The sequence below is a fragment of the Klebsiella sp. FDAARGOS_511 genome, from assembly GCF_003812845.1.
Classification (GTDB): Bacteria; Pseudomonadota; Gammaproteobacteria; order Enterobacterales; family Enterobacteriaceae; genus Klebsiella; species Klebsiella grimontii.
In genome coordinates, this window is sequence record NZ_CP033824.1 from 2,235,513 (window position 1) to 2,253,244 (window position 17,732).

Consider the following 17,732-nt stretch of genomic DNA (forward strand, 5'->3'; position numbering starts at 1 on the left):
GCGGGCTGCAGCGAATTCAGGCAAAAGCGACATTTTGCGAAAATCAACGTTATCCGCTTTACGTTTCCCCCTCTTTTACCGCGTCGTGACTTCAGATGATGAATTAAGCACCAGCCTTGACCCATGACAAAGCGGCTTGAGGGTGCCTATTTCTATAATCAGGCCCGTTTCTTCTTATTGGTATAAACCTATGGCTTATCAACTCAACATTAACTGGCCCGAGTTTTTAGAAAAGTACTGGCAAAAGCAGCCAGTCGTATTAAAGAAGGCTTTCGCGAATTTCGTCGATCCGATTACGCCGGATGAGCTGGCCGGGCTGGCCATGGAACCGGAAGTCGATAGTCGACTGGTGAGCCTCAAGAACGGTCAATGGCAGGCCAGCAACGGGCCGTTTGAACATTTTGATGGCCTGGGCGAAACCGGCTGGTCGCTACTGGCTCAGGCGGTAAACCACTGGCATATGCCCGCAACTGAACTGGTGCGCCCCTTCCGCGTGCTGCCGGACTGGCGTTTGGACGATCTGATGATCTCCTTTTCCGTACCGGGCGGCGGCGTGGGCCCGCATATCGACCAGTACGACGTCTTTATTATTCAGGGCATGGGCAGCCGCCGCTGGCGCGTGGGCGATAAGCTACCGATGCGTCAGTTCTGCCCGCATCCCGCGCTGCTGCACGTCGACCCGTTCCCGCCCATTATTGATGAGGATCTGGAACCTGGCGACATCCTCTATATTCCACCGGGATTCCCGCATGACGGGATCACTCACGAAACGGCGCTGAATTACTCCGTCGGCTTCCGCGGGCCAAACGGCCGCGATTTGATCAGCAGCTTTGCCGATTACGCGCTGGAAAACGATCTCGGCGGCGAGCACTACAGCGATCCGGATTTAACCTGTCGCGAACACCCGGGACGGGTAGAAGAGTATGAACTGGAACGCCTGCGCGGCATGATGATCGAGATGATTAGCCAGCCAGAAGATTTCCGCCGCTGGTTTGGGCGCTTTGCCACCACGCCGCGCCACGAGCTGGATATTGCGCCCGCTGAACCGCCTTTTGAAGAAGAGGAGATTGTCGACGCGCTGATGGGCGGTGAAATGCTGACCCGCCTGAGCGGCCTGCGCGTACTGCACATCGGCGACAGCTTCTTTGTGAATAGCGAACAGCTGGAGCCAACCGACCCCGCGGCTCTGGATGCGCTGTGCCGCTATACCCTGCTGGGTAAAGAGGAGCTAGGCGAGGCAGCGCTGCGCAATCCGGCGTTTATCGCCGATCTGACCCGTTTGATTAACCAGGGCTACTGGTTCTTCGACGAATAGCACTTCATCATCGGTTCATATAAAGAAGGCGCGGAGCCCGCGCCTTCTTCTTTACTATCGCTACAGCATCATTTACCGAGCAGCGCCTCAAACTGCGGCTGGTACTGCGGCGCGTTCCATGAACCATCAAACAGGGTGTAAGTAATATATCCTTTGTTGAGCCAGCCCGAGTCATTATCCCCTTCCGCCGGTTTCATCGCCTGCGGATTCATCGTCTGTTTGGCGGTCCCGTCCGCCAGAAGTTCATAACCAATCTGCGGCACAGGAAATTGTTCATTCTCAATATAATGAACGCCCTTAATTTCAGCCGACGCTAGCGGCGGATAGTTAATGCTCAACCCGACCCCCTTCGGCATAATCGGGCTTCCCGGTTTATGCGCGGCGTTAAGTTTATCCACCAGCGAGACGACATAATCCACCGAATCAGGCCAGTACTTATGCGTGCTCGGCCATTTGTTCTTCATCTCTTCTTCCGTGAATCGGTAGCCAATGCTGGCGGCAATCGCCGGGAAACCGTAGCGTACGGCGCGGGCCGCGGCGCTCACGGTGCCGGAGTTAACCTGCGCCATACCGGTATTGGGGCCATCGTTAACACCCGAAATAACCAGATCCGGCGGCGCGTCTTTCAGGACGCCCCACAGGCCAAAATCCAGCGCATCGGCGGGGGTTCCGGGGAAGCAATAGCGTTTGTCAGCGGCTTTTTTGACATCAAAAACTTTACCCGTCTTAAAAGTAATTGCCGATCCGATACCGCTCTGATTCGTTGCCGGTGCCACCATCCAGACGTCATACCCTTTGGCCGCCAGTTTTTCCTGTAGCGAAGTGGTCCCCACCGACTGGCAGCCATCATCGTTAACCAGCAGTATTTTCAGCGGTTTTTCAGCAGCCTGTACGCCAGCGGCAGATAACGCCAGAATGGCGGCAGTCAGGATTTTCGTTCTCATCATCACTCCTTGTTGGGTAGCAGAGGTATTTCTTAGGCGCAAAAAAAAACCTAAGACTCCTGCCGCACGCCTCATTGGCGGACGGGAGTCTTAGGTTTTGCCTGTGGTCAGTAACAATCCCAGAGTGTTGCGAAAATAACGCCAGAGCGTAAAAGAGTCCAGCCCAGACATCATTATTCTGTGATGGAGATCAATCCTCTAAAATTATTCAAGCCGAAAACCGCCAATTAATCTGAAAATTAAACTTAAGATACAACTCAATCAGCAAAATTACCTCCATGAAGACGATCACATTTATTGACATTAATAATAAATAGAGGGTGTCTTTTTTCATAATTAGTGCTAACGTCGCCCATGTTGGATTGTTACTGTTTAGAACAGGCGAAACCTACGTCATAGACGTTCGAGCGAACATAACCTTATTTATGCTTCGCGTCGAATATCTGACGTAGGTTTTTTTTTGCTTATAAAAAGACCATTCAGGTGGAGCGTTATATGAAGAAGTGGCTAATAGCATTAATGATGGCGGCAGGTGCGGCAACCTGCTCTGCGGCGGAAGTTAAAAACGATGACGGCGTGAATATCTATTTCGCCCGTCACGGTAAAACGCTGCTGAATACGTTTGACCGGGTGCAGGGTTGGGCGGACTCACCGCTTACCGAAGACGGCATTCGCGTCGCTCGTTATCTCGGCGAGGGGCTTAAAGGTATTCCGTTTGATAGCTTCTATTCCAGCGATGCCGGACGTCAGCGTGAAACCATGCAGGTGATCCTTAAGCAAGCCGGAGTAAGTAATTACAAACTTACCGAGTTAAGCGGCCTGCGAGAAGCCTTCTTCGGCGGTTTTGAAGGCGGCTATAACAAAGATATGGCCGACGCCGGCGCCAGACAGCTGGGGCTTAAAGACGGCGCTGCGCTGTTCAGCCAAATGAAAGCGGGCACCCTGGCCGTTGATACCAACCAGAACGCGCTGGCAGCGGCCGATCCCAAGGGCATGGCGGAAAACTATCAGCAGGTAAAAACCCGCACCCAGGCAGCGCTGCACACTATCGTTGAAAACGCGCAGGCCCGGGGCGATAAAAACGTGCTGGCGATTTCATCCGGTACCGCAATGCAGATCATGATCTCCGATTTAACCGACGATAACGCGAAAAACAAGCCGCTTGCCAATGCCGCGGTGGTGAAAATTGTTTATAAAGACGGCAAATATACCGTTCCAGAAATTGGCACCATGAAATATGTTGAAGCCGGAAAACAGGCTCTCGATAAAAAATAATACCCACGCTTAATTATTTATTACGGCAGACTTCAGGCGAAAACACCTCGCCTGGATCGCTGCGTCCCTACTCTGGGGTTTATTATGAAAATCAATACTACAACAGTCGCCATTATGCTGCTGGCTATTCCCGCCAGCGCCTGGTCAGCTTCGACCACTAACAGCCTGAAGGAGCGCGATAATATCGATACCGTGCTCGACGATCCATTATTTAGCCAGTCCCATATGAATTTGTCGTTTAAAAACTACTGGAAATATCTTAAGGAAGAAGAGACCGAGCCAAAGAAAGTCCATAATGCCTGGGGTCAGGGCGTGGCCGTCGATTATCAGTCCGGCTATTTTGCCGATATTATTGGCTTTGATGCCACTTACTACGGAGCGGTTAAGCTCGGCGCCAGCGATTATTTTAACTCCCGCGGCGTGCTTTATAACAACGGCAGCGGGAATAAAAAGAGCAACGCTGAAGGCTTTTCCAAATTTGGTCAACGCAACGTCAAGCTGCAGTATCGCCTGGCGGACACTCATCTGAACGCCCGCTGGGGCTGGCAGACGATGAAAAACTTTGGCGTCATCTCCAACTCGACCCGCCTCTCCCCGACCACCTATTTGGGCTGGACCGGCGCGGTGAACTACGGTCCCTTCACGCTGCGCGGCGCGTACATCGAAAGTGCGATGGATCGTAACTCGCCGGATAAGAAACGCTTCCAGACCAACAGCGGACAGTACATTAACCATATCGCCAGCGGCGATATTCTGTGGCAAAGCGAGCACCTGAACATGCAGTACGGCTATGGTGAAAGCGACAACTATCTGCGCCGCCATGTTCTGTTTACCAATATTAAGCCGATAAAAGCGCTGAACATCGGTACTCAGGTCTACGCCACTCACGCGCTGGACGAGTATAAAGCGATGCCGGCGAATAAGCGTGACTTTGACGACGACGCCTGGCACATCGCCATGGATGTGAAGTGGCAGGCGGACAACTGGAGCACCAAGTGGGGTCTGGGCTATACCGATGCGAACAAGGCCAATGAAGTGGGCTTCTACCCGCGCCATATGAGTAAAAACTCGCGCGGGACCTTTATCTCAATGGCCTATGCCGGCAACGACTATATGCGCGACGGTGAACTGGTTCTCTCTAATATGTCGGACTATAACCTGACGCCGGAACTGGCGATCGGTCTGGCCGGCAACATCGCCCAGTTTAACTACCGCGGCAACCACGTCCGTACGGGGGAAATTAACGCCTTCAGCCGCTGGGTGCCGACGCACCCAAGGCTGAAAAATCTCACCGTCTGGGCGATGTTCGGGCCGGGCTGGTCCTATAAGATGAATGGTAAAACGCCGGTGCTCACCGACGGCCATTACAGCCGGGCCAACTCGCTCTCTTCGGAAGTGATTATCGAATATAAATTTAACCTGTTCTGATTCGCCCGCCCCGCCGGTCATGGCGGGGCAACCCTTCCCGGCTACTTCTTCACCTCATTAAGCTCATCGTTATAGCTTTCCCGCGTCACGCAGACGCACAGGATGGTAATCAGCGCCATGCAGGCGAGAAACAGCGAGATGGGCCACGATGCGCCGCCGGACCACACCAGCAGCAAGGTACCGATCATCGGCGTTAAGCCGCCGACGATATTCGCCAGCTGGAAGCCGAGCGACACGCCGGTATAGCGCACGCTGGTGTCAAAAAGCTCCGAAAAGAAGGCCGGCTGAACGCTGAACATCATGCCCAGCCCCACGGAATAGCAGAAGGTGGTGGCGAACATAAACATCTTCACCGAGCCGGAGTCGATCATCCAGAACAGCGGGAAAGCAAAGATCAGCGTGATGGCGGCTCCGGCCAGATAGACCGGTCGGCGGCCAATTTTATCGGAAAGCCAGCCGAAGAACGGAAAGGTAAAAATGCCGACAAAGCTGGCCAGCAGCAGCCCGTTCAGCGCCGTTTCGCGGGTAAAGTTGAGTTCCCTTGTCACATAGGACATAAAGAACGCCACCGTCAGCCAGCCCAGAACAATCTCCCCCATGCGCATGCCCATCGCCAGGAACACCGCCTTACGGTGATGCTTGAGTACGGTGAGAATGGGAAACTTCTGCTCCGCCGCTTTCGGCGCGTTCTGCTGCTGTTTCTGATTCTCCTGGAACACCGGCGTCTCTTCGATCCTTGAGCGGATAAACATCCCGACGAACAGCAGCGCGATACTTAACAGGAAAGGCACGCGCCAGCCCCAGGACATCAGGTCATCCTCCGGCAGCATCACCACCAGCGCAAAAACGCCGGTGGCGATAAACAGGCCAAGCACGTTGCCCAACTGAACAAAGGTGCCGAAAAAGCCCCGGCGATGGCGCGGCGCATACTCGGTGATCAGCGTCGTCGCCCCGCCCCATTCGCCGCCGATGGCAAAGCCCTGGCAGAGGCGCAAAAAGATAAGTATCAACGGCGCGGCGTTACCTATGGTGTCGTAGCTGGGGATTAAGCCTATGAAAAACGTCGAAATACCCATAATCATCAGCGACAGAACCAGCGATTTCTTGCGGCCGATCTTATCGCCATAGTGACCAAATACGATGGCCCCGATGGGTCGGCTGACGAAGGTAATCGACAGCGTCAGGAAGGATACCAGCAGCGCCATCAGCGGCGAGAGGTTAGGAAAAAACAGCGATGGAAACACCAGCGCGGCGGCGGTGCCGTAGATAAAAAAGTCATAGAACTCAATCGTTGTGCCAGAAAGACCGGAGCCCAGCACGGTGATCAGCTTTCTTCTTTCATGGGTTTGTTGCGATGTTTGTTCGTCTTTTGCAGGGGTCATGGCGGGCGAGGTAAGCATAGTCATCATTAAATCCTCTGTCCTGAATCATTATTGTTAAGTCGGGCAGCGCCTGGTTAACAGCGGTGGCGAGGGAAAATCGCCAGCAAGCTAACTCGAATTAGCTAATTATAACAAGATACGGAGATTCACAACGTAAATGCTAAAAGAGTGTGACCAGGATCGGTTATATTTTGACACCGTCACCAGCGCCGCGAGGCAAATCGCTCAAAATATGGCGTAAATAATTTATTAAATTCAATTAATTAAATATTAAACGCTGATTTACCGTCCTCGCAGCGCTTTCCGCCCGCTTTTCTGCACGCCTTTATGTCGCTTTAGCAAGCGTTGCTGAACACCAGACCTGCCGTTTAAAAATTAATATTTAAATATCAATAATTTAATAATTACGCATTGATAGCCATCACAAATCCCCGGTAAAGAGTTTGTTCCTGTCTTTTTTTTGACCTAATTTGCTAATTCGAGTTAGCCAAAGAAATTAGCCAAAAATAAAACGATTGATGCCGCGCTTACCCCGGCGCAGCACGCTCAACGATAACTAAGCGACCTATCCCCTACAGGAGAAATTCACATGTTGAATTTAACGTTACCCGCGGAAGCCGAACTTATTACCCCGCAGCCAGGCGAAGTGTTGATGGTGACCAATGCGGATCTCCGCGAACCGGCTAACGTCACCTGCTGGCCCACGCAGAAGCTGTTTGAACAGCGTCTGGAAACGGCGCTGGAAACATTAGGCTATCGCCTGCGCCGCGCCCATCCGGTCAACGAGCAGCGCGGCCACGGGTTTATCAGTAGCCAGAAAGAGGGTAGCGAGCTGTTCGCCGGGATCGATCCGGATGCGCCGATTATTGTCCTGCTGACCGCCTGGCAATACTCCCATCACCTTGCGCCTTCGCTGGTACATCATCGCGGCCCTATTTTGCTGCTCGCCAATTTTGACGGTACCTGGCCGGGCCTCGTCGGCATGCTCTGTATGGCAGGCTGCCTCACCAGCCTGGAGCGCAACTACTCGCGGCTGTGGTCGGAAACCTTCGCCGACGAGGCGTTTATTCGCGGCTTAGACACCTGGCTGCGCGACGGCCATCTCAGCCATAAGCTCGGCTATCTGCATCCGGTCGCGCCCAGCGCGCCGCTGCTGGCCAGCGAAGCCGGACAGGTTGGCGTGAAGGTTGGGCAGTCGATCCTCAAACACAAGGCCATTGTCGGCCTGTTCGATACCTTCTGTATGGGGATGATCAACGGCGTGTTCCCGCAAAAAGCGATGATCGACGTGGGGATGCCGGTGGAGTCGCTGTCGCAATCGGCGCTGCTGGTTGAGATGAACAAGGTGCCGACCGCCCTGCGCGAAGCCTGTCTCGACTGGTATGAGACCCGCGGCATGCGCTTCCTGTTCGGCACCGACGGGGCGAAGGATCTGACCCGGGAGCAGGTGCTGGAACAGTGCGCGATGATGATCGCCATGGTGCGCTTCGTGAAGCGCTTCGGCCTGACGGCGGTGGGCGTGCAGTATCAGCAGGGGCTCAAAGACAGCTGCGCCGCCTCGGATTTTGCCGAAGGCGCCATCGGCAACGCGGAGCGTTTCCCGATCCCGGATGAGAACGGCGAGATCGTCTGTCCGGACGCGCCGATCCCCTGCATCAACGAAGTAGACATGGGTAGCGCCATCCCGCAGGTGATGCTGGCGAAGCTGCTCGGCGCGCTGGGGATGGCGAGCGAAACCACCCTTCACGATATCCGCTGGGGTAGCGAATACAACGGCACGTTCTACTGGGATCTGGAGATCTCCGGCGCGGTGCCGTTCGCCCATCTGAAGGGCGGGATCGCCGGGGCCACCGGCTATCGCCAGCCGGCGATGTTCTTCCCCTATGGCGGCTCGACCATCGCCGGTCAGGGCAAAGCCGGACGCTTTATCTGGGCGCGCGCGCACTACGAAGGCACTCAGGTGATCCTGCATATCGGCACCGGCACCGCCGTCGAACTGCCGCATGACGAATTCGAACGCCGCCGCCGGGCGACCAACTACGAGTGGCCATTACTCAACGCCGTTCTCGACGGGGTTTCGCGCGACGATTTGATGGCGGGCCACCAGAGCAACCATCTCAGTCTGGCTTATGTAGAAGAGGAGGTATTATCCGAAGTGCTGAACGCCTTTATTGCTCAGGCGCTGACGCAAAATATGAAAGTCTTTATCGCAGGCGATGCGCATTTATTAATGAAATAACAACTGATTCGCTTATGTAATTTTTACGTTGTTAGCGATCCTGGCAAACATCCGCTTCATTCGTCTCTTTATCACCCATAAAGAGCGGATTAACGCGCATCTGTCCGGGCGGGCCCTCCGCCTGCCCGGATATGAGAGGATTATATGTATCAGCAGCAACATATTGAATTTATTATCCAGAAGGCAAAGAAACGGCTCGACCAGCAGGAGGCCCCCGGCTGCACCAAAGCGGGATGGCTGATGATCACCGCATTATTAATTGAGTCATGGGATATTTATTCCATGGCGTTTATTTTATTCGCCCTGAAAGATATTTATGAGCCCAGCAGCTGGCTGCTTGGTTTTACCGCCGCTGGCACCCAGCTTGGCGCGGTGGTCGGCGCGCTGCTCGGCGGCTGGCTGACCGATAAGCTCGGACGGCGTAAAATTTTCCTCTGGTCGATGATCCTGTTCGCGATCTTCGCCGTTCTTCAGGGCCTGGCGCCCAATATGTACTGGCTGGCGATTATTCGCTGCCTCGCCGGGATCCCGGTGGGCGCGGACGTGGCTAACGGCTTTACCTACATCATGGAGGTGATGCCGAAGGGCAAGCGCGAAGTGATGGCTAACCGCTGGCAGTTTATGTTCGCGCTGGGGATTATCGCCGCCATTCTGCTGGTCACCACGCTGGTGGCGCTTGATGTTCACCCGGATATGATCTGGCGCATCGTGCTGGCGGTCCCGGCGATCCCGGCCTGCCTGCTGCTGTTTATGCGTCGGGAGCTGCCGGAGACGCCGGCGTGGTTCGTCGAACGCGGCCGCTTTATCGAAGCGAAACAAGCCTCCCGTGACTATTACGGCGAACAGGATGGCCGTCTGCTGGACGACATTCTGCCCAACGAAAATGTCACCATCGCCGACCCGACGCTCAAAGAGACGCTGCACGATCTGTTCCGCCGTCCGTTTACCCGCCGCACCACCCTGTTCGGCTGGTTCTCCTGCGCCGTACAGTCGTTTGAAAACTACGCCTTCTCCTTCTTCCTGCCGCTGATCCTCGTGACCATCGGGATTTCCGGACAGATCCAGAATAACCTCGCCCTGCTGGCGGTGAACTGTATCGCCGCGCTCTCGGCGTTTGTCGGCCCGCTGCTGTTGCCGAAGCTCGGGCATAAGGGGCTGAGCAAATACGGCTTCCTGCTGGTCACCATCGGCATCTCAATTTCGGCGTGGGGCGTCTACAGCAGCAGCTTTGGTTTTATCATTTTCGGCGCGGCGCTGATGCTGTGGGGCCACTACTGGGATTCCGAAAGCGGCATGACGGTGATCTCGCTGGTGGCAAAACCGCGCTATCGCGGCGTGGCCTCCGGCATCGGCTACACCATCGTCAAGGTCACCGCCTTCGTCACCACCCTGGTCTTCCCGGCCCTGTTTGAAGCGGTCGGCGTACCGGTCGCCTCAATGATTATCGCGATCGCGCCGTTCTGCGCCTTCCTTGCCTCTATCTTCCTGCTACCGGAAGTCTTCGGCCATGCGGTGGGCGACGAGAACGATCGAGAACATGACGCCAGCCCGGCAATCGCCCTGGAGGGGCATGAATCCCCGGCCTCCAAACATTAACCGCCCGGGCCGCAGGGGCGGCCCCCGCTGAACCCATAAAGGAAGGAATCAGATGAACAGCACAAAAATGCCCGTAATTGAAAATATCGAACTGATGACCGCCCGCGTTCCGCTGCCGGAAGGCCCGTGGGGGGATCAGATTCACCACGTCACCGATATCGAAGTGGCGATTGTTGACGTCTACGGTTCTAACGGCCACGTCGGCACCGGCTTTAGCCACACTTCCGGCTGGTGCGGGAAAACCATCTCCGCGCTGATTGCCGAGATTATCCCGGACGTTATTGGCCAGCCGCTCTCCCCACGCGGCCTGTGGCATCGCTCGTATAAACACGTACACGACGTCGGCGGCGCGGGCGTCACCACCCATGCCCTGGCGGCGCTGGATATTGCCTACTGGGATCTGTTAGGTAAAACCCTCAATGCGCCGATTATCGACATTCTTGGCCGCGTGCGCGATCGCGTTCCGCTGTACGGCAGCGGCATCAACCTGCATCTGTCCATTGAGGAAGTGATTGACCAGGTCAAACGCTGGAAAAGCACCGGCTACCTGGCGGCGAAAGTGAAAGTGGGCAAACCGACGCTGGAAGAGGACGTAGAGCGGCTGCGTAAGATTCAGGAGGCGGTGCCGGGCTTCCCGCTGGCGGTGGACGCCAACCAGGGCTGGAACTTCCCGCAGGCGCTGCGCGCATTCAAGCTGTTCGAGCCGCTTAACCTGCTGTGGATTGAGGAGCCGCTGCCCTCCGACGATATCGCCGGCCACCTGCGGCTGCGCGAACGCAGCGCCACGCCTATCGCGCTGGGAGAAAACGTCTATAACTTAAACCAGTTTACGCAGTACATCGAGAGCGGCAGCGCGGATTATATCCAGGCGGATCTCGGCCGCGTCGGCGGGATCACCGGCTATCTGGATATCGCCGCCGTCGCCCGCGCGCACAACCTGCCGATGACGCCGCATTTTGTCATGGAGCTCAGCGCCAGCCTGCTGGCTACGGTGCCGAATATCTCATACGCCGAGATGACCGACGGCGGGCGCTGGAAAGATCTGCGCATCATCGCCGAAGCGGGCGAAGAGGTGGACGGCTACTACGTACCGAGCGAACGGCCGGGCCACGGCATTATTCTCGATCGTGATTACCTCGCAACCCACAAAATCTAACCACGCAGTGAGGGGAAAGGACAATGGAAGACTCGTTATTCTCGGTTAAAGACAAGGTCATCATTGTGACCGGCGGCCTGGGACAGCTGGGGGCGCAGTACGTGAAGACGTTACACGACCGCGGCGCGAAGGTGGCGGCGCTGGCCACCCGCGTCGATGCCGCCCGCGTCGACCGCGTGCTGGGGGCGATTAAGGACTCCGATCGCCTGCTGTGCGCGGAAGTGAATATTACCGATAAAGCCAGCATTAACCGGGTGCTGGATAGCATTGAAGCGAAGTGGGGCGTGCCGGATGGCCTGGTCAACAACGCGGGCGTCGACACCCAGCCCAGCGCGCCGCCGGAAGTCTCCGGGCCGTTTGAAGAGTTTCCGGAAGAGGTGTTCCGCGAGGTGGTGGAAGTGAACCTGGTTGGCACCTTCCTGATGACCCAACAGGTCGGCAAGCGCATGAAGCAGGCCGGCAAAGGCGGCTCGATCATCAACGTCGGTTCGATCTACGGCGTGGTTTCTCCGGTGCAGGATATCTACAGCTATAAAAAAGAGGACACCGGCATTCCGTTCGTCAAACCGGTGGCCTATTCGGCGGCAAAGTCCGGGCTGTATAACTTTACCCGCTACTGCGCCACCTACTGGGGGCGCGACGGCATTCGCGTCAATACCCTGACCCTCTCCGGCGTCGAGCGCAGCGATCAGGACCCGCGCTTTCAGAAAAACTACACCAACCGTATCCCCATCGGGCGGATGGCGAAAGCCCACGAGTACAACGGCGCGGTGGTGTTTTTGCTCTCCGACGCCTCGGTCTATATGACCGGTTCCAACGTGGTGGTGGATGGAGGCTGGACCGCATGGTAAGCGATAAATGGCAGGTTTTTCGCGGCATTATCTCCGCCGTGGTGACGCCGATGCATGCCGATGAGTCGGTGAACTACGCGGCGCTGGACGCGCTCGCCCGGGCCCAGCTGGCGCGCGGGGTTGAGGGCTTTTACTGCTGCGGCTCCTCCGGGGAGGGGCCGTTGCTGCGTTTCGATGAGCGCCGGCAGGTACTGGCAACGCTGGTGCAGTCGGCGGGCGGTCGCGTGCCGGTGATCGCCCACGTCGGGACGCCGCGCACCCGGGATGCCGTCGAGCTGGCGAAGCACGCCGAGCAGGACGGCGCCAGCGCGGTGTCGCTGGTGCCGCCCTACTACTACAAATATAGCCGCGAGGAGATTATCGCTTACTACCGTCGGGTGCTGGACGCCATTTCGATTCCGGTGATTTTGTATAATATTCCGCAGTTTACCGGCGTCGAGCTGGATGCCCAGAACGCCGACGCGCTGCTCGGCGATGAGCAGGTTCTGGGGGTGAAGCATACTTCGCATAACCTCTATTCGCTGGAACGGATGATCGCCCGCTACCCGGAGAAAGTCTTTTTTAACGGTTTCGATGAGATCTTCCTTTCCAGCCTCGCGGCGGGCGCGACGGCCACGGTTGGCACCACGGTTAACCTGCAGCCGGAGCTGTTTCTCGCCCTGCGCAGCGCTTTTCAGCAGGGCGACATTGCCCGGGCGCAGCGCCTGCAGCAGCAGATCAACGAGGTGGTGGAGCAGCTGGTCGCGCGCGGCGTGTTCCAGTCGGCGAAGTATCTTGCCGCGAAAGAGACCGTCGAGACCGGCCCCACCCGCGAGCCGTTTGTGGCGCTGACGGCGGCGCAGAAAGGCGAGCTGGATGACCTCTATCTGCGCTTACGGAGGTATATCGCCGATGCCGGACAATGACGTGTTTTGTCCCCAGGTCCGTCTGAACGATAGCGTCGTGTGCCAGCAGGTCGCGCGGTTTTTACAGGAGACGGAAAGCAATGCGCGAACCCGGGGGCTGGCGGTGGCGGTTGTCGGGCCGGAGGGCGAGCTCATCGCCTTTGGCGCGCACGCTCGCTGCCCGCCGCTACCGCGCCAGCTGGCGCAGCGCAAGGCCTGGAGCGCCCTGCGCTTTCGCCGTCCGACGGCAACGCTGGCGCAAGAGGTCAGCGCCGGCGCCCTGCAGCTGGCGGTATTTAACGACCCGCAGCTGCTGGCGATGCCGGGCGGCGAGCCGGTGATCGTCGACGGGCTGGCCATTGGCGGCGTCGGGATCAGCGGCCTGCCGCCGGAGCTGGACGCCGGGCTGGCGGCGCGGTTTGTTCAGCGATTGACTTGATGAGGGATCGTTAAGGGTTCCCGGATTGCGGCGCCCGCGCCTTATCCGGGCTACCAGCGCGCGCAGGATGCGGTATTTGTAGCCCCGGCCAGCATAGCGCAGCCGGGGATTGACGTGTTCACACAAGCCGTGTCATTTACTGGCTCCGCTGCTTCTCCACCGACAGCGGACGATGAATCAGGGTCATCGGCACAGTGATCTTCACATCGGCATTTTCCCCCTGCAGCTTCTGCTGCATCAGATGAAACGCGTGCTGCGCCCAGGCGTCCTCATCCTGGCGCATCGACCATACCGCGTTCGGCAGAAATCCCAGCATTTGATGTTCATCGAAGGTGCCGATGGGAATATCCCACGGAATAAAGCCGTAGGTTTCCCGCAGCGCGCTCAGCGTCCCTTCCAGAATAGGCAGAGAGGAGGCGATAAACGCCTTCGGCGGCTCGCGGTGCTGACGGAGGAAATCGAGCATCAGCTGTTTGCCCTCTTCCTGACGGTTATGGCTGGCGGACAATATCCACTCCTTCCCCGCGGGCAGTTCGCTCAGGTAGCCCTGCAGACGACGCTGAATAGACGGCTGCTGGGTATCCCCGGCGATAAAAAAAATCGGCGAGACGTCCACCGCCTGGGTCATCGCCTGCACCAGCTTTTTGCTGCCGTTGTAGTTATCGCTCACCACCAGCGACACGTCGCTCTCGCCAAAATCGCGGTCGAGCAGCACCAGCGGCCGCTTGCGCGCTACCTTCTGGTGATGCAGCTGCGTTTCCCGGGTAGAGGGCACCACGAAGAGCCCGTCAACGTTGCGCGCCAGCAGTCCTTCAACCAGACTGTTTTCATGCTCGCTGTCACTATAGGTGCAGGCAATCATTAGCTGATACCCCGCCTGACGGCAGCAGGCTTCGAGCTTTTCCGCCAGGGTGGAGAAAAACAGGTTGGATAAACGCGGGATCACCAGCCCTAAGGTCTCGGTTTTATTGAGCTTCAGGCTGCGGGCGATATGGTTAACGACCAGCCCATTCTCGGCGATGTAATCATTAATACGCTGCTGCGTTTTGGCGCTGATGCGATACTGCTCAGCTTTGCCACCCAGCACCAGGCGCACGGTGGTAATCGAGATTTCCAGCGCCCTGGCGACTTGCTCAACGGTTTTGGCCATAAACTCATTTTCCATAACGAACAGAACGGCTTAATCATAAACTAATTCGAGTTAGCAATACATTAGCCGCGCTGTTATTTTGAACAAGGCGTCAGTTTTCTGACGCCACTGGCGCTGTCGATCGCGATCCCGCTACGCGGACGATCGTTAAGATCCTCTCTGTCCTCTCTGTCGGCGTGTGTGCCGGGAGAGATTCTGGCCGCGTGATTTCACTTTGCCGGTTTAACCTCGGTCACCCAGGTGGGGAGATCCCATGTCCCGCCGAGGCGAAGATAGCGGCACATCCCGGTGGTCGCTTCACGGTTTTTGCGGAACGTTGTGCCATCCCAGAGCCAGCTCGCCGTACCCCAGCAATCGCCGAGCCCTCGCCCTTTCTGGCTCATAAAAATCTCGCCGTCACCATACTCAGAACCGGAAACCGTAATAAGCGTTGGATTACTCTCAAGTTTGCTATCCACAACCCAATAGCCATATCCCTCGTTATAGGCCGCCCGCCAGCACAAGGCCGAAATCAGGGAATGCGCGTTATCCAGCGGCGTCAGGCTGATGGTTTCAGGCTCCTCCCCCTCCTCAGGCTGGAGGCGATCGCACCAATCATCGTTATTTAGCGTGGCCAGAAGCTTCGGCTTGAGCACCGCCAGCTCAGGCGCGGTTAACGCTCTCTCCTGCGCCTTCTCAGGCATGACCCGGTGAATGACCGGAGCAGGAATCGCCGCCCGGACGCTGCTTTCCGGCCTGTCGCCTTTTTTGGTCAACGCGCCCGGCGTGCCGATTCGCCCCTGAACATCGTCCATTTTCAGCAGTACCGCGTAAGCACCTTCGCCGGAAAGCTCAAACGGCGCCTCCCCGCCTGTAAATTCGACCTTCCCGCTGCCTTTGATGGCGTTAACGATCGCCCGGGCCTGTTTCTCCGACAGCGGCCAGCTCTCTTTTGCGGGCTTCACATCGCCTGCCGGCTGGCCGTTGATCCACAGCGTCAGTTTGCCCGGCAGAACATCGCTGTCGGTCACCTCCGCCAGCATCAGCTCTCCCGAGAGGGCGGTACCCGCTCCGGCCTGGCGGGTCAGCAGCACCGAACCTCCGCTTCCTTCTTCAGCGCTGTATCCCGCCGCCCGGCAGGTCAGCGTATTATCGCACACCACTTCCCAGTCTTTGTGGCTGAATGAAACGCCTGTTTTCGCCAGCGCGGGGAGGCTAAGTACGGCCAGTGCCAGCACGCCTCTCCAGAGTTCCTTTTTCATACTTTCTCTCCTTAATCGGTCATCCGTATAGTCTGAGTAATCCCCCGCTCAGAGAGAAGCGTTTTCCCCTGCCGCGATATTTTTTCAGACAACGACATGGATGCAGTACGGCTTTACGCGTCGTCAGGCATATTCCCGCCCGTTCAGCCCGGCTGAAAATAGCGGGCTGAGAGTCTGATTACCTCATTCAACATCATTTCCGGGATCACAAAATAACATCCGCCGTGATGTTAAATCATCTTGTGATATTCCGCGCGGCTGCGACCGGCTAACTCTTTCTACGCTCTCACTTCATCTTTGCGATTCATAGCTGAATTCCGCTCTGGTTATTCAGGGGGTTCTTTTATGCATCGGTTCATCTTTTCTTTGACGTCATCAATAATATGAAGCTATCCCGAGTATTCAGCGTACTGCCGTCGCTATTTTTTGCCGTCGCGTGCGCTGCCGCATCATCCGGCGTGGATCATTGTGAAGTGGGCTGCCCGACCGGCGGAAGCGCGCAGACGCTGGTTCGCGAAGCCTATACGCTCAATAACAACAGCCACCGCAAATTCGCTAATTGGGTGGCGTATAAAATCACCAAAGCCAGCCTGGCCAGCGGGCGTTCGCGCAGCTGGAAGCGCGATCCGGATTTACCCGCTGCGGATACCCTTGCCCCCGCGGCATACAAAGGGGCCAGCGCAGCATTGGCGGTCGATCGCGGGCATCAGGCGCCGCTCGCCGGGCTGGGCGCCAGCGCAGACTGGCAGGCGTTAAACTATCTTTCCAATATCACCCCGCAGGCCTCCGCCCTGAATCAGGGGGCGTGGGCGCGGCTGGAGGATAAGGAGCGCGCCCTCGCCGAGCGCCGCGACGTGGCGGCGGTGTGGTCCGTTACCGGGCCGCTGTTCGAACGGCATATCGCCACCCTGCCCGCCGCGCCCGAGGTGGAGCTTCCCAGCGGCTACTGGAAGATTATTTTTATCGGCTCCAGTCCGGATAAAGGCGAATACGCGGCGTTTTTGCTGGATCAGGCGACGCCCAAAAGCGCCAGTTTTTGTGATTATCAAGTGACGGTGGAGGAGATTGAGCGGCGGACTCATCCGGCGCTCTCGTTCTGGTCCGCCCTGCCGGCAGGTATCGCCCGCCGCCTGAAGTTCCGGAAGGGGATGCTGGCAAAAGAGATGGGGTGCCCGTAATTAGGTATGGGCATCCTGTTACGCGTATTATCTCGCTTTTATTTTTTGAATCTGCTTTGCGGTTATTTCAGCAATATCAGGAAAAACATTTTGCACAGGCGCTAATTAATGGCATCACGCATTCTGTTAATTCTTAATTCGCAGTTAAAGGCGTTTATTATGTCCGATTAAAGTCTGGACTTTATTTTTATTACTGGTTAGGTTTACAGGTGTTATTTAGCGCGGTGCGAATGTGCGCCAACACACCCGCACCGCTGATCACAATTACTATTTACCAGGAATAGCAACCATGACTAATGCTGATTGTATTGTAGATTCGTTTGATCCAGAAGTGTCGCCTAAAAATAAGCGTCAGTTGACGGTGAGTTATGTGAGACGTTTGCCAGATCGTCGTCTTGTTCCGGCGCTGATCATGAAGGGCGAGTGGCTGGCGGCGGCAGGGTTTTCGACCGGCACCCGGGTGGAGGTGCGGGTGATGGATGGCTGTATTGTGCTGACGGCGGTTGAGCCGGAACCGGAGCTGGAAGCCGCGATGCGCAGGGTGGAGAAGCTGTCGGCCAGGAAGCAGAAGCAGGTCAGAGAGTTTATCGGGGTGATTGGGGGACGGGGTTGAGGGGTCAGGATTGGAATGTCATGACCTTTCGATTGAGATGC

The 17,732-nt window shown here is 56.8% G+C and carries 15 protein-coding genes; 11 read left to right on the plus strand and 4 right to left on the minus strand.

Annotation, left to right across the window (positions count from 1 at the left end; genetic code table 11):
- The first annotated feature begins 190 nt into the window (after positions 1-190).
- On the plus strand, positions 191-1,315 hold the full coding sequence (locus EGY08_RS11725; protein WP_049113968.1) for a cupin domain-containing protein: 1,125 nt from the start codon (positions 191-193) through the stop codon (positions 1,313-1,315).
- Positions 1,316-1,383: 68 nt separating this feature from the next.
- Here the strand turns inward: EGY08_RS11725 and surE are convergent, their stop codons facing one another.
- The gene (gene surE, locus EGY08_RS11730) at positions 1,384-2,259 is read right to left on the minus strand and encodes a 5'/3'-nucleotidase SurE (protein ID WP_123829424.1); all 876 of its coding nucleotides are present in this window, start codon (positions 2,257-2,259) and stop codon (positions 1,384-1,386) included.
- A 495-nt stretch (positions 2,260-2,754) separates the two neighbouring features.
- Between surE and EGY08_RS11735 the strand changes: the two genes are divergently transcribed.
- Both EGY08_RS11735 and EGY08_RS11740 read left to right on the plus strand, forming a co-directional pair.
- Positions 2,755-3,534 (plus strand): histidine phosphatase family protein, encoded by a 780-nt coding sequence (locus EGY08_RS11735; protein WP_004128409.1) that lies wholly within the window; start codon positions 2,755-2,757, stop codon positions 3,532-3,534.
- An 84-nt stretch (positions 3,535-3,618) separates the two neighbouring features.
- Positions 3,619-4,962 carry an OprD family outer membrane porin gene (locus tag EGY08_RS11740; protein WP_123828511.1) on the plus strand — a complete coding sequence of 448 codons (1,344 nt, stop codon included), beginning with the start codon at positions 3,619-3,621 and terminating at the stop codon, positions 4,960-4,962.
- A 41-nt stretch (positions 4,963-5,003) separates the two neighbouring features.
- Here the strand turns inward: EGY08_RS11740 and EGY08_RS11745 are convergent, their stop codons facing one another.
- Positions 5,004-6,368, minus strand: coding sequence for an MFS transporter (locus EGY08_RS11745; RefSeq protein ID WP_032742026.1), 1,365 nt, complete (start codon positions 6,366-6,368; stop codon positions 5,004-5,006).
- 565 nt (positions 6,369-6,933) lie between these two features.
- On the opposite strand from EGY08_RS11745, the gene EGY08_RS11750 reads away from it, so the two are divergent.
- The 6 genes from EGY08_RS11750 (at position 6,934) to EGY08_RS11775 (ending at position 13,509) form a co-directional block, all read left to right on the plus strand.
- Positions 6,934-8,583, plus strand: coding sequence for a signal transduction protein (locus EGY08_RS11750; RefSeq protein ID WP_123828512.1), 1,650 nt, complete (start codon positions 6,934-6,936; stop codon positions 8,581-8,583).
- Between the two features lie 144 nt (positions 8,584-8,727).
- Positions 8,728-10,179, plus strand: a complete 1,452-nt coding sequence (locus EGY08_RS11755) for an MFS transporter (RefSeq protein WP_004117633.1) — start codon at positions 8,728-8,730, stop codon at positions 10,177-10,179.
- A 52-nt stretch (positions 10,180-10,231) separates the two neighbouring features.
- Entirely contained in the window at positions 10,232-11,335 is a 1,104-nt protein-coding gene (locus EGY08_RS11760; protein ID WP_004108723.1) for a mandelate racemase/muconate lactonizing enzyme family protein, read from the plus strand.
- 23 nt (positions 11,336-11,358) lie between these two features.
- Positions 11,359-12,186, plus strand: a complete 828-nt coding sequence (locus EGY08_RS11765) for an SDR family oxidoreductase (protein ID WP_004128395.1) — start codon at positions 11,359-11,361, stop codon at positions 12,184-12,186.
- Positions 12,180-13,091, plus strand: coding sequence for a dihydrodipicolinate synthase family protein (locus EGY08_RS11770; RefSeq protein ID WP_049113961.1), 912 nt, complete (start codon positions 12,180-12,182; stop codon positions 13,089-13,091). The genes EGY08_RS11765 and EGY08_RS11770 overlap by 7 nt, the downstream gene beginning before the upstream one ends.
- On the plus strand, positions 13,078-13,509 hold the full coding sequence (locus tag EGY08_RS11775; RefSeq protein WP_049113959.1) for a GlcG/HbpS family heme-binding protein: 432 nt from the start codon (positions 13,078-13,080) through the stop codon (positions 13,507-13,509). Before EGY08_RS11770 ends, EGY08_RS11775 begins: the two co-directional genes overlap by 14 nt.
- A gap of 136 nt (positions 13,510-13,645) precedes the next feature.
- Here the strand turns inward: EGY08_RS11775 and EGY08_RS11780 are convergent, their stop codons facing one another.
- Both EGY08_RS11780 and EGY08_RS11785 read right to left on the minus strand, forming a co-directional pair.
- Positions 13,646-14,659: a LacI family DNA-binding transcriptional regulator gene (locus EGY08_RS11780; protein ID WP_016808138.1), complete on the minus strand. Its 1,014-nt coding sequence runs from the start codon at positions 14,657-14,659 to the stop codon at positions 13,646-13,648.
- Between the two features lie 209 nt (positions 14,660-14,868).
- Positions 14,869-15,900 (minus strand): DUF1176 domain-containing protein, encoded by a 1,032-nt coding sequence (locus EGY08_RS11785; RefSeq protein WP_123828513.1) that lies wholly within the window; start codon positions 15,898-15,900, stop codon positions 14,869-14,871.
- A 473-nt stretch (positions 15,901-16,373) separates the two neighbouring features.
- Here EGY08_RS11785 and EGY08_RS11790 point away from each other — a divergent pair, with 473 nt between their 5' ends.
- Both EGY08_RS11790 and symE read left to right on the plus strand, forming a co-directional pair.
- Complete coding sequence (locus tag EGY08_RS11790; RefSeq protein ID WP_123829425.1) at positions 16,374-17,078, plus strand: DNA/RNA non-specific endonuclease; 705 nt, start codon at positions 16,374-16,376, stop codon at positions 17,076-17,078.
- Between the two features lie 289 nt (positions 17,079-17,367).
- Entirely contained in the window at positions 17,368-17,691 is a 324-nt protein-coding gene (gene symE / locus EGY08_RS11795) for an endoribonuclease SymE (protein WP_004128377.1), read from the plus strand.
- Positions 17,692-17,732 lie beyond the last annotated feature (41 nt).